The sequence below is a fragment of the Exiguobacterium sp. s78 genome (genome assembly GCF_018618985.1).
Taxonomy (GTDB): Bacteria; Bacillota; Bacilli; order Exiguobacteriales; family Exiguobacteriaceae; genus Exiguobacterium_A; species Exiguobacterium_A abrahamii.
Window position 1 is genome coordinate 113,858 of record NZ_JACSNB010000003.1, and the last position, 15,121, is coordinate 128,978.

Annotated in this window: 14 protein-coding genes; 8 read left to right on the top strand and 6 right to left on the bottom strand. The window is 44.1% G+C overall.

Translation table 11 applies throughout. The features are described from left to right. Window positions 1-144: 144 nt before the first annotated feature. A complete protein-coding gene (gene mutT, locus KNQ18_RS13655) occupies window positions 145-549 on the top strand; it encodes an 8-oxo-dGTP diphosphatase MutT (protein WP_214806151.1) in 405 nt (134 codons plus the stop codon). On the opposite strand, the gene KNQ18_RS13660 is transcribed toward mutT, so the two are convergent. From KNQ18_RS13660 to KNQ18_RS13680, 5 genes are all read right to left on the bottom strand, one after another. Continuing rightward, window positions 524-3,688: a DEAD/DEAH box helicase gene (locus tag KNQ18_RS13660; RefSeq protein WP_215085183.1), complete on the bottom strand. Its 3,165-nt coding sequence runs from the start codon at window positions 3,686-3,688 to the stop codon at window positions 524-526. The two genes, mutT and KNQ18_RS13660, sit on opposite strands and share 26 nt — an antisense overlap. A 127-nt stretch (window positions 3,689-3,815) precedes the next feature. Next, window positions 3,816-4,268 (bottom strand): OsmC family protein, encoded by a 453-nt coding sequence (locus KNQ18_RS13665; protein ID WP_149428169.1) that lies wholly within the window; start codon window positions 4,266-4,268, stop codon window positions 3,816-3,818. 80 nt (window positions 4,269-4,348) lie between these two features. Beyond that, window positions 4,349-5,281 carry an aldo/keto reductase gene (locus KNQ18_RS13670; protein ID WP_133208435.1) on the bottom strand — a complete coding sequence of 311 codons (933 nt, stop codon included), beginning with the start codon at window positions 5,279-5,281 and terminating at the stop codon, window positions 4,349-4,351. Between the two features lie 13 nt (window positions 5,282-5,294). After that, window positions 5,295-6,185, bottom strand: coding sequence for an aldo/keto reductase (locus KNQ18_RS13675; RefSeq protein ID WP_215085185.1), 891 nt, complete (start codon window positions 6,183-6,185; stop codon window positions 5,295-5,297). 86 nt (window positions 6,186-6,271) lie between these two features. Then, window positions 6,272-6,757, bottom strand: a complete 486-nt coding sequence (locus KNQ18_RS13680) for a cupin domain-containing protein (RefSeq protein WP_023469764.1) — start codon at window positions 6,755-6,757, stop codon at window positions 6,272-6,274. A gap of 156 nt (window positions 6,758-6,913) precedes the next feature. Between KNQ18_RS13680 and KNQ18_RS13685 the strand changes: the two genes are divergently transcribed. The 3 genes from KNQ18_RS13685 (at window position 6,914) to KNQ18_RS13695 (ending at window position 9,755) form a co-directional block, all read left to right on the top strand. Continuing rightward, a complete protein-coding gene (locus tag KNQ18_RS13685) occupies window positions 6,914-7,195 on the top strand; it encodes a putative quinol monooxygenase (protein WP_087681678.1) in 282 nt (93 codons plus the stop codon). Between the two features lie 235 nt (window positions 7,196-7,430). Then, on the top strand, window positions 7,431-8,834 hold the full coding sequence (locus tag KNQ18_RS13690; protein ID WP_149428035.1) for a YfcC family protein: 1,404 nt from the start codon (window positions 7,431-7,433) through the stop codon (window positions 8,832-8,834). Window positions 8,835-8,933: 99 nt separating this feature from the next. Further along, window positions 8,934-9,755 carry a DUF1028 domain-containing protein gene (locus KNQ18_RS13695; RefSeq protein WP_050677198.1) on the top strand — a complete coding sequence of 274 codons (822 nt, stop codon included), beginning with the start codon at window positions 8,934-8,936 and terminating at the stop codon, window positions 9,753-9,755. Between the two features lie 41 nt (window positions 9,756-9,796). On the opposite strand, the gene KNQ18_RS13700 is transcribed toward KNQ18_RS13695, so the two are convergent. Beyond that, entirely contained in the window at window positions 9,797-11,434 is a 1,638-nt protein-coding gene (locus KNQ18_RS13700; RefSeq protein WP_214725153.1) for a glycosyl hydrolase family 28-related protein, read from the bottom strand. A gap of 141 nt (window positions 11,435-11,575) precedes the next feature. Here KNQ18_RS13700 and KNQ18_RS13705 point away from each other — a divergent pair, with 141 nt between their 5' ends. The 4 genes from KNQ18_RS13705 to KNQ18_RS13720 all read left to right on the top strand — a co-directional run bounded on the left by KNQ18_RS13705 (window position 11,576) and on the right by KNQ18_RS13720 (window position 15,080). Further along, window positions 11,576-12,349, top strand: a complete 774-nt coding sequence (locus tag KNQ18_RS13705) for a hypothetical protein (RefSeq protein WP_214772286.1) — start codon at window positions 11,576-11,578, stop codon at window positions 12,347-12,349. A 49-nt stretch (window positions 12,350-12,398) separates the two neighbouring features. Continuing rightward, window positions 12,399-12,905 (top strand): hypothetical protein, encoded by a 507-nt coding sequence (locus KNQ18_RS13710; protein WP_149428168.1) that lies wholly within the window; start codon window positions 12,399-12,401, stop codon window positions 12,903-12,905. A gap of 256 nt (window positions 12,906-13,161) precedes the next feature. Continuing rightward, window positions 13,162-14,145 carry a YhdH/YhfP family quinone oxidoreductase gene (locus KNQ18_RS13715; RefSeq protein WP_215085187.1) on the top strand — a complete coding sequence of 328 codons (984 nt, stop codon included), beginning with the start codon at window positions 13,162-13,164 and terminating at the stop codon, window positions 14,143-14,145. 68 nt (window positions 14,146-14,213) lie between these two features. Then, window positions 14,214-15,080, top strand: a complete 867-nt coding sequence (locus KNQ18_RS13720) for a hypothetical protein (protein ID WP_214772281.1) — start codon at window positions 14,214-14,216, stop codon at window positions 15,078-15,080. Window positions 15,081-15,121: the final 41 nt, after the last annotated feature.

Consider the following 15,121-nt stretch of genomic DNA (forward strand, 5'->3'; position numbering starts at 1 on the left):
TATACCATAAATGGGGTTATCCACATGTGGATAACTGGATATAAATAAAACCGCTATTCTTTGTATAAGTCAAAGGAATAACGGTTTTTGTTATGATAAGCAGAGAACTGAAAAATCTATAATGATTTGGAGTGAAACATAAAAATGAAAAAACATATTCAAGTCGTAGGGGCTGTCATTCGCAATGATCATAATGAAATATTGTGTGCACTTCGTAGTAGCCAAATGTCATTACCCAACTTATGGGAGTTTCCTGGTGGGAAAATTGAGCTACATGAAACGCCTTCACAGTCTTTAGTTCGCGAGATCAATGAAGAATTAAAATGTAATATTAAGGTCAAACAACCAATCGAAAAAACGACTTACGAGTACGATGCTATTATTGTTACATTGCATACGTTTGAAGCTGAAATCGTAACAGGAGAACCGATTGCCGTAGAACATGCAGAGCTTCGCTGGGTGTCTGTTTCAGACCTTGATCAGCTTGATTGGGCTCCTGCCGATATTCCTGCAGTTGAGTACATTAAGAAAGAGTTTGCCACTCCTTAAACAGTTCAATTGATAGTGGAGAATGAAGTGACCAAGTCACACTAATCGGTTTAGAACCTGTACTTTGAAGATGCTTTAACTGGCCAAAGTATGTGAACGGTAGCGCTTTTCCTTGTTCTTTATCTGCTTTACGCATAAACAAATGAATACGAATTCCTTCGCTCTCATGGTTTTGATATAAAGTACCCGCTTTACCTGTAGCAGTTGCATTACTTTGAGACTGCCAGTGGAAACGATATTGATCTAAGAAATAATCGTTATATTTTAGTTGCTCATCAATGGCTTCATCTTTGTGTAAATTCACGAATAAAATGTAGTCGTCACCAGCTTGAGCTACGCCTTCACGCCAAGAACCTTCCTGACTTGGTGAACAGAGAAGACGTTGAATAACAGAACGATTGTATGTTTGATGTAATAGAAACGCCTGGTCTTCGATCAACCAATTAATTCGATCTGGTAGTTGATGAAATGCAAGTAGACCTGCTTGGATAAAATGCATCATATATGAACGTAATTCAGTTGATTGTTGAAGTGCTTGGACGACAGTATTTGAAAAGCGATAGCGCTCTTCTGATACAGCATCTAGCAATTGAATACGATCATTTTTAAACGCAGTAGACCAGCGTTTAAAAAGATGATGAATAATAGGTCGCTTTGAAAAAGAGTGATTCGTCGATAAGGCGAATTCTTTGAAAACTTCTTGTTCAATATCTTGTACTGAAGCAGAAGGATGATGCAGTAAATGTTTTAAAATCAGTAAGCTGAAGGGCTCACGAATTGGGAATAGTCCTTCGAGCTGTTCAACAATTTTGCGTGTAGTGTCATCGAGCAATAAACGTAGTTCTTCATCGGTAGCATGTTTTTCAAGTTGTTTAAGACGTAATGTACTTCTCCATTGTTGAACAATACTTTCAATAGCTGGTGCGTCTTTATGCGTGACTAAATCATTTAAACTCGGAGGATTTCCGATCATGCGTGTCAGCCTTTGATAACTTTCACGGAGCTGTTTGCTAGCTGAAAACTCTATTTTTTTCATTTGTTCAATAATAAATCTTTCTGTAATTGAATCTAGAATGGCTAAAGATCCTTCCGGTAAAATCGGAAAATGCTGTTTTACAGCAGTAGCAATTTTATAACGATCAATAGAATGAAACGATTGTTGACCAGACAACACAAGCGGTGCAACAAAAGCCTTTTGGCTATTTCCGATAAAATCTAAAATCGTAACAAATTCTTTTGAGCTATGTTTACGTAAGCCTCTCCCCAATTGTTGAATAAAAATAGTAGGAGACTCCGTTGGACGTAAAAATAGCATTAGATTGACTTTTGGAATATCGACGCCTTCGTTAAACAAGTCAACTGTAAAAATATATTGCAGTGGATCTTGATCGTCCTCTAGTCGGCGAATGGCCTCTTCGCGTTCATCTTCGGACTGTTTACTTGTAACAGCCATTGCTTCAATCTGATGTCGTTTAAATTCCTGCTCCATAAACTCTGCATGATTAATATTGACGCAGAATCCTAGTCCAACAGCCTGATTACCACTGAACCCAAATTTACGAATCATTTCAACAATATAATCTGTTCGTGTTGATCGTTCGAGTGCAACAACAAGATCTTGTTCTACATAAAAGCCGTTTTGCTGAGGAATAAGAGAATAATCAATCGATTCATCATCTTGAATCCCAAAATAATGGAATGGTGAAAGTAAATCTTGTGCTAAGGCATCATACAGACGAACTTCGTAAGCGACATTATAGTCAACAAGCTGGAAGATATTTTGACCATCCATTCGTTCTGGTGTTGCCGTTACACCAAGCAAAAATTGAGGTGTAAAATAGTTAAGAATGTTTTGGTAAGAAGCAGATGAAGCGTGATGGAATTCATCAATAATGATGTAGTCAAACGTATCCTGTAAAAATTGTTTGAGATGAACCTCTTTTGAAAGTGTTTGAACGGTAGCAAAGGTAAATTGTGCATCTTGAATTTGTTGTGATCCTGAATATCTACCAAATGTATAACTTTTATTTGAAAAAACTTTCCTAAATGTATGCTCAGCTTGTGATAGTAACTTTCCACGATGTGCAACAAATAATACTTTTTTAGCCTGAGCTTGACGGACATCAAATGCTGCTAAGTACGTTTTCCCCGTTCCTGTTGCCGCAATGACCATTGCTTTTGTTTCTTTTCGCTCGCGCAAACGATTCAGTTCTTCTAAAGCTGGAATCTGCATGAGGTTTGGTTCAATAACGGTGTAATCGACAGCGGGTTCGGCAACTGTATCGCGGATAGAAAATGATCTTATAGGTGGTGTTTCTTGTTGGTACTGTTCGTATTGAACTAATAATTCTTCTGTACATATAGTCGCTTCGTGGCTGTTCCAAAGCTGTTCAAACAAGTTTTTTGCTTGAGTGACTAATGTTGTGACGGGTGTAGAAGGTATACGAATATTCCATTCCATGCCGTGCGTTAAAGCTGATTTTGATAAATTAGAAGATCCAACAATAGCACTATCCAACTGATCAGGACGTGAAAATAAATAGGCTTTCGGATGAAACGCATGATTTTTTTTAATCGGTTCATAAATTTTTACTTCGATATTGCTGAATTCCATCAATTGTCGAATAGCCTTCGCTTCTGTAATATTCATATAAAATGAAGTCAAAATACGAATTGGTTTGTTTTGAGCTTCTGCTTCTTTTAAAGCTGGGACAAGCGTCTGGATTCCAGAATGTCGTGTAAAACTTACCATCCAATCAGCAGCAGATGCTGTCCATAATTCTTGATTGATATGATGCAATAACTGTTCTTGTTCAAGTTGGCCAGGAGCAATGAGTTCCCAAGCACGCAAAGAATTTTTATATTGTGTAGGTAAAGCATGAGTTGTGTTAGTAGTGAGTTCACGATGAAGCGGCGAGTCGATCGGAGGTTGATTTAAATGAAGGAGCCATTCATTGACCGTTTCAACCATTTGATCAGGTTTATCTTGTTTTTGTAAATGGTCTAAAGATTGATATAGTACTTGATTAAGGTGTGTAAGTAATTCTGTTGTGTAGTCATGTGCTGGTACAGAGACACTTGTTGTATCAGATTGTGAGTTAGTTTCAGTTGAAGAACGTAGTGTTTCATAATAAGACATAGTTATCCTCCGAATGATAGTAAATGGTATTTATAATGAGTAAATCATCAATAATATACCAATAAATAGATAAATAAAGTAAAAAAATCATCGTTTAACTAAAAAGTTAAACGATGATTTTTGTTTATTAATTTGAGATTCGCTCCACAACAGCCTCAAGCGATACTTTGACATTACCAGCCAATGCTCGCGTAATCATACACGAACCTTCCGCTTTTTCAGCAAGACGTTGCGCCTTCTCCAGATCACGATCCGACAGATCGGATGGCAATAAGAGTTTCGGACGATGAATGATCGCGTCGTACGTGAAGACACCGTTCGTGACATCCACGATGCCTTCAGATTCCATCGTTAACGAGACTTTTGGAATGTGACTACGCTCAAGCATCGCGGCAAGCGTGATGATATAGCACGTAGCAGCTGCCCCAAGTAACATCTCATCTGGATTCGTACCAACCCCTGGACCATCCATGGCGTCCGGAATTGAGATTTTTGTTTTTAGTTCACCTGTCTCGATCTGACCAACATCATTGCGATTACCCGGCCAGTCTGCAGTTAAATGAAAATGGTGCTTCATGATCAATCGCCTCCATGCCTCCATCATACGAAGTTTAGTATGATTTTTCGCCTATTCTGCTCATGTGCATAGGAAGAGACCGATTAGCTAAAAATTTGGTCGATTTTTTTGATATCCTCTTGCGACAACTGAACGTCTAACGTACGCAACGTATCCGTCACCTGATCTGGTCGTTTGGCACCAGGAATGATGGCATCGATGCCGTCCTGTGCCAAATACCACGCGAGTACGACGTGTGCGACTTCCGCATCGTGTGCTTCTGCGATCGGACGTAGTTGATCGACTTTTGCGAGATTTTGTTCGAAGACATCTTTTTGGAACAAGGGATCATTTTTTCGTAGATCATCAAACGTCGTCTCTTTCGTATATTTCCCTGCCAATAATCCAGCAGCGAGTGGGAAGTACGGGACGAAGGACATACCGTTTTCAACGATATACGGGAGTAATTCTTTTTCCGCATCCCGTTTGAATAGGTTGTATTCCCCTTGATAGACGTCGACATGTCCGTCTTTGTTCGCTTCCTTCAGTTGTTCGAGTGAGAAATTCGAGACACCGATTGCGCGAATCTTTCCTTCTTTTTTCAGTTCAGCGAGTGCTGCGACCGCTTCATCCTTTGGTGTCGATTCATCCGGAAAATGAATGTAATACAAATCGATATAGTCTGTCTGAAGACGTTTTAAACTCTCTTCGACCGATTGACGGAGAAAGTCTGGTGAATTGTTCATGACGACGTTTCCGTCAACGAACTGATGCGCACCTTTCGTCGCGAGGACGACATCTTCTCGAGCGACCGTGTCGTTCCAGACCTCACCGACGAGTTCCTCCGAACGTTCTGGTCCGTAGATGAAAGCTGTGTCGAGGAAATTGATTCCTTGCTTCAAAGCGACACGAACGAGATCGCGTCCGGCTTGCTCATCGAGATTCGGATACAAGTTGTGTCCACCGACAGCATTCGTACCGAGACCGATGGGGTGAACGAATAAGTTAGATTGACCGAGTTGAACATGTTTTGTCATGAAAATGACCTCCTTAAACGATATCGAGTGGTTCTTTTTTCGTTGGTGCTGGGAACGCTTGATCAAGTGCAGCTAACTCTTCCTCTGTTAAATTCAGAAGCGCAGCGCGACCATTGGCTTCGACATGATGTGCTTGTCCGGCTTTAGGAATAGCGATGACGTCACCTTCACGAATCGCCCATGCGAGTAGAATTTGTGCCGGATCCACACCGTGTGTCTCAGCGAGTTCTTCGACAGTCGGATGATTCAGAAGTTGATCGCGTAATGAACCACCTTCTGCTAGTGGGCAATACGCCATCACTGGAATACCATGCTCACGTAGTAACGGTAATAGTTCATACTCGATTCCGCGTGATCCAAGGTGATAGAGTACCTGATTGACAGCGCATTGATCACCATTTGGCAGTGCCAACAGTTCTTTCATGTCTGATACGTCAAAGTTCGACACACCCCAACGACGAATCTTACCTTCTTGTTTTAAAGCTTCCAGTCCTTCAACGGTTTCTTTCAGTGGAATGTCACCACGCCAATGAAGAAGATAGAGATCAAGATAATCCGTACCGAGACGTTCAAGTGATTCGGAACAAGCTTTTTTTAACGCTTCCCCACCAGCATGATGCGGATAGACTTTCGAAACGAGAAAGACTTCCTCTCGTCGATCTGCGATCGCGTCGCGAATCAATTCTTCAGAAGCACCTTCTCCGTACATCTCTGCCGTATCGATGAGTTCCATTCCACTATCGAGACCGACACGGAGTGCTTCGATTTCTGCTTCGTGCTTCTCCGACTCTTCTCCCATCCGCCACGTACCTTGTCCGAGTGCCCGAACATGCGTCTGATCGGGAAACGTCACCGTTTTTTGCTTTAATGCAGCAAGTATCAACGTCTTTTCTGTTGCGTTCATCGTTCTTCCTCCTTTAGTAGAGAGACAATAGTAGGGTTTACCACGCGAACTCCGAACAAAAACGTCTTCTTCAATAGAAGGAGACGTCACCAATGCTCAAACAAGGGACCGTGATCACCGAATACAGGATCTTGAGTTGGGCGCATCACCTGACGAATACGTTGAAGATTTTCCGGGCGTTCACTTGTTTGACCTGTCAGCGTATCGTAATCTTGACCATCCGGATAGGCACCGATTACTCGAAAGTGTCGACTTGTATCAAGTGCTTTATGTCCCGTACCTGCAGGAAGTAAAAGAATATCTCCACTCGTCAAAGTGAAGGTCTTACCGAGCGGACCACCCAACTGAACGGTTGCATGCCCTTCGAGAATCCCGATCACTTCATGGGCAATACTATGATAATGATGAAAGTCAAAAATGCCATCCACCCAGCTGTTACGCCAGTCATGTGCATGGAAGGTCTGTTCGATGTGTGATGGCTCTGCAAATGCATGTCGATAAATCAACACGGGGAATGTCGGGTTGTTCGGAATGTGCCCGTCATCCTCAAAGTAAAATACCTCAACGCGCATCTTCGTTGCTCCTTTCTCTGATGTGGCACAAAGTAATAATTACATCTGTAATTACCCGTAATTAAATATCATCAATCGTCCGAGCATCTTTATGGCGTAACGAATTCGGAGGTGCTAAGATGCTTAAGTTAACGAAATTACAAAGGAGGCTTTCCGATGATCGCCATCGAAGCAAAATTAGAAGTACAACCCGCAAAACGAGAAGAGTTTTTAGCAGCAACAAAAACGTTAGTAGAAGCATCACGTGCTGAAGCTGGAAACATTGGCTACGACTTGTTCCAAAGCACAGAAGACGAAAATGTCTTCATGATGATTGAAAAATGGGAAGACCAAGCTGCAATCGAAGCACACAACACGAGTGCTCATTTCGGACAATTCGTTGCGTTTGCACAAACGGCTCTTGCTAAACCATTAGACGTTCAATCGTTCCAAGCATAAGTGTAAGAGAGTAACGAAATAAAAAAGGAGGATATCCTCGGTTTTATGACCGAGAATATCCTCCTTTTTTCGTTCAATGTGACCGTTTAGAACGTTCATTTTCAATTCAGATTTCATATAAGAGTGTTTCACGTTCCACTTTTCTTTTACAATCGTATGACATTTCACTGAAACTGTTAGTTTTTCCCTGATTAGGGCATTATTCTTATAAAGACACAAAAAGGAGGCTTTTATCATGAATGAACGAACGAATGCAGCAGAGTCGAAGCGATCATTCTTCAAGATGCCTCATACATATGCCATCATCATGGCAATTCTCATCATCTCAGTCATCTTGACGTATACACTTCCAGCAGGACAATTCGATCGTGAAAAGCAAGACGGACAGACTGTCGTCATCGATGGTACATATCGCGCGGTAGAGTCTGCGCCTGTCAATCTCTTTGGTTTATTTGAAGCAATTCCGCAAGGCATGGAAGCGGGTGCTGCGATCATTTTTTACATTTTCTTAGTTGGTGGTGTCTTCGGTATCATTCGTCAAACCGGTGCTATTGAAGCGGGAATCAATCAATTAATCCGTCGATTTGGTCAAAAAGGGCACATCATGATTCCGATGACGATGTTCGTCTTTTCAATTGCCGGAGCAACGATTGGTATGGCAGAAGAAACAATCATCTTCGTGCCAATTGGGATCATGTTAGCACGTGCCCTTGGATATGATGCGATGACAGGAGCCGCGATCGTCAGTCTAGGGGCAGCGGTTGGTTTTGCCGGCGGGATGTTGAATCCGTTTACGGTAGGTGTCGCTCAATCAATTGCGGAAGTACCGCTCTTTAGTGGTCTCGGGTATCGAACGGCTGTGTATATCGTATTTTTAGCGGTGACGATTCTTTATGTGATGAACTACGCACGGAAAGTTAAACATGATCCGGCGCGCAGTCTTGTTTATGATCTCGAACAACGTCGTTCGGAAGAAGCAGCGACGACGATTTCAAGCTTTTCGAAACGTCATGCCTTTGTTTTACTGGTTTTAATCGGTGGCATTACGCTCAATGTGATCGGAATCTTTGAGTGGGGCTGGTATTTGACGGAATTAACCGCATCCTTCTTGATCATCGGGATGATTGCGGGAATCGTTACGCTTGGTGTGAACGGTACGTTCGAGAGTTTGATTGACGGCGCAAAAGCCGTGACGTTCGGCGCCTTGATTGTTGGATTTGCTCGAGCAATCGTCGTCATTCTTGAAGAAGGACGTGTTATCGATACGGTCATTTACGGCTTATCGAATGCCGTAGGACATTTGCCAACGTTCTTCGCCGTCATCGGGATGTACGCCGTGCAATTGATTACGAACTTCTTCATTCCATCGGGGAGTGGACAAGCGGCGACGACGATGCCCATCATGGCACCATTGTCGGATTTACTTGGGATCGAGCGTCAAGTGGCTGTCCTAGCATTCCAATATGGAGATGGACTGACGAACATGATTTTCCCGACGAGCGCGCATTTGATGGCATTTCTCGCAATCGCAGGCATTCCGTATGAGCAATGGTTACGCTTCGTCTGGAAACTCTTCGCGATTTGGATTGCCTTGGCATGTGCTGCCTTATTACTTGCCGTAACGCTTGGTATTCAATGAAGTCGACCTTTCGGACATCTGTCCGGAAGGTTTTTCAGTTGCAGGAATCGGGAAGCGTTATCACGAACGGAATAGGTAATGACTAAAGGGGGAACTGAAGTGACATATTCAATCGTTGGGTATTGTGAAAAAGAACAAGCATGGGGCGTTGCCGTTCAGTCGAAGTTTTTAGCGGTCGGGAGTGCTGTACCATTTGCGAAGGCGGGAGTAGGTGCGGTAGCGACACAATCGTTTGCAAACACGACGTATGGCCCTGAAGGATTACGAATGATCGAACAAGGTGCTTCAGCGGACGAAGTGTTGCGTCGATTGACGGAAGCAGATGAAGGACGAGCGGATCGTCAAGTGGGAATCATTGATGCGAATGGCAAGAGTGCGACATTCACGGGAGAGGGATGTAACGACTGGGCAGGCGGTATTGCCGGGAAACACTTTGCAGCGCAAGGGAATATTCTTGTAGACGGTAACACGGTAAAAGAGATGGCACGTGTCTTTGAATCAACACAAGGTCCGCTCGCAGAACGTTTGTTGCGTGCGTTAGCAGCTGGTCAAGCAGCAGGCGGGGATTCACGCGGAATGCAATCAGCGGCACTCCTCGTCGTCAAGGAGGGTGGCGGATACGGTGGATTCAACGACCGATATATTGATTTACGCGTTGACGATCATCCGAGTCCGATTGAAGAGCTCGAACGCATCTATCAACTGCATACACTTTATTTGCAACCGAGTAAGCCAGAAGAAATCAAGCCAATCGATGATGCCTTAGAGTCAGAGTTGATGGATAAATTATTAGCGCTTGGCTACCGCGGTGATTTCGAAGACGCGTTCCGGACGTATCTGCATACGGAAAACTTCGAGATGCGCGAACAAGCGGAGCGTGCGATTGATACACGTGTTCTCGCGTATATTCGAGCACAATGAAAAAATGACAGGATGGACCGCGGTCCATCCTGTCATTTTGTTCATACTTGTGTCGACTGGGCGCGAATCGGTACTTTGAATCCGGTCGCGATGAATCGTTCCATTTCCGGTTCCGATTTAGCGTTTAAGCCAACTGTTCCGTCTCCTTTTAATGCCACGTTCGTTAGCTTGACACGCGTGATGTCTGGACCGATCGTAATCCCGTGTTTGGCAGAATCCTCAATGCGGATATCACGAAGGCGTACGTCTTCAGCCCCATTTTCTCCCCCAAAGATTTGGATGTCCGTTTTCGCTTGTCGGAATCCGCTCATCTTCAACTGACTGATCGTGACGTTCCGTGCCTTATATTGAATCCCGATCATCGGTTGTTCTTGATAGTCATAATAAGGATCACCGAGCACCGTAAAATCATGTATGACGACATTACGATAAGCGGAAACGACGAGCGCACGCGGTTTTGAATTCGCATAGAGTTCTGTATATTTAGGAGTCTGAGCAATCAAACGCGTTGCGATGATATTATAAGCCGTCTGAGACGTCGGATCAGTCGCTTGATGGTGACCGATGTGTCGGAAGTTAAACGCGCGATGATCATCAATCGATAGGTGTCCGACGATTTTGACGGTCGAGGCAGCAGAAGAGGTTGCATGTGCCTTAATCTCAAGTCCACCGAAACAACGACTTGTTGCGTTATTGAACAACCAGACGTCGCGTGATCCATCATCGACTTCGATTCCATTTGAATTGGAAAAGCCTTCTGCATGGGCACGTCCACTTGGATCATGCATGAAACAGTTCGAGATGAAGAGATGATCACTATGATGCGTCGTAATCCCGTCATCGCCGAATCCATAACCGGTCAATCCATCGAACCAGATGAATGAACTACTTAAATTTGCTCGAGCTCCATCTCCGTTGTAATTGTAATATGGTGTCGAGATATCAAAACAGTGAAGTCCCGGGTTGACGGCCTCAACATCAAAGACCCAGCCATAGGTGACATGCGCATACGTAAGACAACTGGAGTGGTTGCCCCATGTGCTACTTTTTTTCGCGTCACCGATGCGTTTAATGTTCCAATCAAGCGTCATTTTTTCGACGAGTAGATGATGATTGCCGAGAAGATAATTTTGGTTCGTCACGAGACGTCGTCCTTTTGGTGCATCATCGTGCATCTTTAAAATTGTCTTCCCTTTACCGGCTCCTGTTAAAATCGTATAACTTGGCAAACGAATTCCCCGAACGACGTACGTACCGGCTGGGACATGGACTTGTCGATGTCCATCACCGAGCGCTTCAATGAATGCTTGTGTATCATCCGTCTGTCCATCACCGACTGCGCCAAAATCAGTGATATCGACAGTTTCGACATCGCTGATCAAACGTTCGAACTCATGATTGAGACGACCGAACCAACTTGGTCGAATCTCATCGCGTGGTGTCACGAAAGCGGGTGTCAGCGGTAGAATATGTTTATCACGGTTCGTCAAAAATAATGGCGAGATCATCGAACGAAGCGTTCGACTGAGGTTAGGATTGCGTCGTGGTGCGACGAATGGACTATCGTGTAGCAGTTGTTCCGCTTGTCGAACTGCTTGTTCGTTGGTTGACGTTTCAACGTATTCCTGAATCAACGCCGCATTTTGATACGGATCATGCGTGTGATCGAGTTTTAACATGAAATGGTTCCCCTCTCTGAATAGGTCTGTCTACCTTTTCCCCTCTCTTTACACAATCATTCCTTGTTTCAAGACATCCATAAAAATACACAAAAATTTTTAATATGGATTATAATGGTATTTAAAAGAGGGGGTCTTCTGATGTCACTTCGAAAACGACTCGTAATTGGTATCGGACTGATTTTGCTAATCTTAGGAATCGGTAAGCCACTGACAGAAGCGGCTGTTCAAGCAATGAAGCCAAAAGCGGTTCAGCCGTCTGGAATCGAAACAAATAGATCGTGTAAACCGAACTGCAAGAAAAAAGGCGAATTGTTAAACATTCGATTTTTTTCATGGTTACCTAAAAAGAAAATGAAGAATGATGAAGATTTACGTGCTTGGGATACCAAGGAAAAGCCGAAGAAGCAGAAAGACCTCAAACCGAAAAAGAAAAAGAATAAGATCTTCACTATAGGAGTTGAAAATGCTAAACGAGGTACGAATGAAAAAGGAGGATCGTCCTCATCGATGTTACTGATGAGTCTGCTTGTTCTCCCGCTAGTCATCATAAGCTATATCGTTTGGCGGAAACGTCGAAAGACCAAGAAACAAGATGAAGACTTGATAAGAACGGATATCCCGTTGCAGCCTATACACAACGATTATGTTTCGATCGAGAAACAAATTGATTTACCAGATGCCTGGATTCGCAAACAGCTCATCCAGTTCAATCAGATCCTACCGGTCCGTTTACAGCGGCATGATACAGAGACGTTTCAGGAGTGGTTCCTGCGGATCGGATTTCAACCTTCCCATCTCTTAATAAAAACCTATCTCTTAGAACGGTACACAGAAAAAGCTACTACGTTATCGGAGAGGGATAAACAAACGATCCAGGGAGAATTCGGAGCCTTCGTCCACCAGTTCAATTGAAACTTTTTGAATTAGGTGACGTAAATGGAACAGGAAAGGGGAGATGATGATGTACCTAGCAGATGCTGTGAAATTAAAGAGTATCCTGAGGAAACAGCTTGATCAGTTGATTGAAGAGATGGAGCGCGTTGCGTTCATTGATTTAGAAAAGGGAGAAGCACTCCCCGCGCAACAAGGTCGAACCTTAACCGATGTCGAAGCCGCCATGGACATCGTACGTCATGACATGCGGGTCTTGGATCGTCTCGTTTATGCAGCGAATTTAAACACCGTAATTGAGACGGATGAAGGAGACATACCACTCGTCGAAGCGATCGAGTGGGCTACCCAATTACGGGCAAAGGCACAAAACTATCAGATGCTCGCAAGTCGACCAAAACGCGAGTTCCAATATGGATTCGAAGGGACGACGATCATTCGTCATGCTTTGTTTGATCCAGATGCCTATCGTTTAAAAGCGGAGGAAGTGGAACGACGAGCACACAAAGTATCGAATGCAATCAATGCGGCAAACTATCAGACGACGATTGACTTTGATGGTGGACGTTATATGTAACTTCCTTGGCGCGGTGAGACTCCCCGTCAAGGATAGGGGACGGACCTCAATTTTCCTTTGTGGAGAAGAAATGGCGATGGCAAACCGATGACCACGAACCGTTGACAGATTGACCTGTTACCTTTGACCACCTATGGAATCCTGATGTTTTTTTCCGTCCCCGCTCCCTGTCGCTTCTTTGAGAAACGGCAGGGATTTTTAGTGTGTTGATGGAAACAACAGGGTATAGAGAAGCAGAAGCGAAAGGAGAGAGATCATGGAACACACTTTTTCAGCATTCGTTGTTCGAGAAGTCGATGGATCATACGAGGGGAATATCGAGACAAAGCACGTCGATGATTTACCAGAAGGAGACGTCCTGATTCGTGTCACGCACTCATGCGTCAATTATAAGGATGCTTTATCGATGTCGGGTAATCGTGGGGTGACGAAATCCTATCCGCATACCCCGGGCGTTGACGCAGCAGGATACATCGAACAAACGACTGATGAACGATTTCACATCGGTCAAGCCGTCGTCGTCAATGGCTTTGATTTCGGGATGAACACTTCGGGCGGATTTCAAGAATACATACGTGTACCAGCCGATTGGGTGACGCTACTTCCAGAATCCATTCGTCCATTAGAAGCGATGCAATATGGAACGGCCGGATTGACGGCAGCGCAATCGGTTGATGAATTGTTGCGAATCGTCTCGAAGGATGCAGGACCGATCCTCGTGACGGGAGCGACAGGTGGGGTTGGTACGATTGCGATTTCTTTACTGATTCGATTAGGATACACGGTATATGCCGTGACCGGAAAACGAGTAGAACAAGAACGATTGCTCAAAAAGGGAGTGGCTGAGGTACTAGACCGCACGACATTCCTAGAAGAAACCGATCGTCCTCTAAAAAAAGGGCTTTATGCCGGTGTCATTGATACGGTCGGGGGACCATTGCTCGCGTCCGTCATTCGCTTCGTGCAATATGGTGGTGTCGTCACGACGTGTGGGAACGTCGGTGGGGCAGAAATGACGTTGACAGTCTATCCCTTCATCTTACGTGGTGTCCGCTTGATTGGAATCGATGCGGTGCAAACACCGATTGCTTATCGTCAAGCGTTATGGCAACGTTTAGCGAGTGACTGGCAGGTCAATCTTTCGTCAGAAGTCGATATCAAAACACTAAACGATTTACCTGAAATCGCAGAAGCCTTGCTGACTTCACGTCATCGTGGTCGAACTGTCATCGAAATTTAAATATTTCGAGTAAACATTGGTGGTATAGTGGGGAAAAACTGTGTCGACTTTTTCAGGAGGAACCATACATGAGTGAACACCAACAAGAACAAGAACGACAGTCTCGACAAGAAAGACGGAAACAAAAACGAAATCGTCGAGGGATTGCCTTTGGTGGTATTCTCGCGACATTATTCATCGTCGGTGGTTGGTTGTATATGTTGACGAACAACGATGCTTCTCAAGCGACATCTACACTTGAAAAACCGAAAACGACCAATCAAGCAACACAAAACGAGGAGTCGAAGAAGGAAACAGCAGCAACGGATGATAAAAAAGAAGCGAAAAAAGAAAAGAAGAAATCAAAGAAAAAAGCAGCAGAGTATGCGCAAGCGGCTTGGGTGACGCGTCCGTTCGCGAACGTTTACGGTGATACGAATCGTAGTAGTGTCATCTACAAAGCAGATTTAGGTGATGTTTATGAGGTACTGGATGCGAAGGACGGCATGGTCCATCTCAAACTCAATGACAGCATCGAAGGATACTTACCGGAAAGTGATGTTCGTTTGGAAGCACCAAAAGGGACGTCAGACGAAGCCGTTCTTGCGGCGCTCTCGCAAGCAGTCGCTAATCAACCGATTGACAAGCCGGAGCAGTATCTCGGAAAACCGATTGCTGAATTCGAAGCGAAGTATGGTGCTGTTGGTAATACACAACAGGATGCCGTCAATACGTATTACTTCTCGAATGCTGGATATCTGCTTGTCGTCTCGGATGGAATCATTGAAGCGATTGACTGGACGAATGCTTCGACTGGTGGATTATCGACACTGGGTGAACCCGTCGTCGATACGAGCTATGGTACGTGGTACGAGGGAGAATCCTTACAACTAAAAGTGTTCCCGGACAACGGAAAGATGCGTCTACGTCTTGCGCGTGATCCTGGACAAGAATGAATGAACGGCGAATTCGCTTGAAGCGAGTTCGTCTTTTTTTT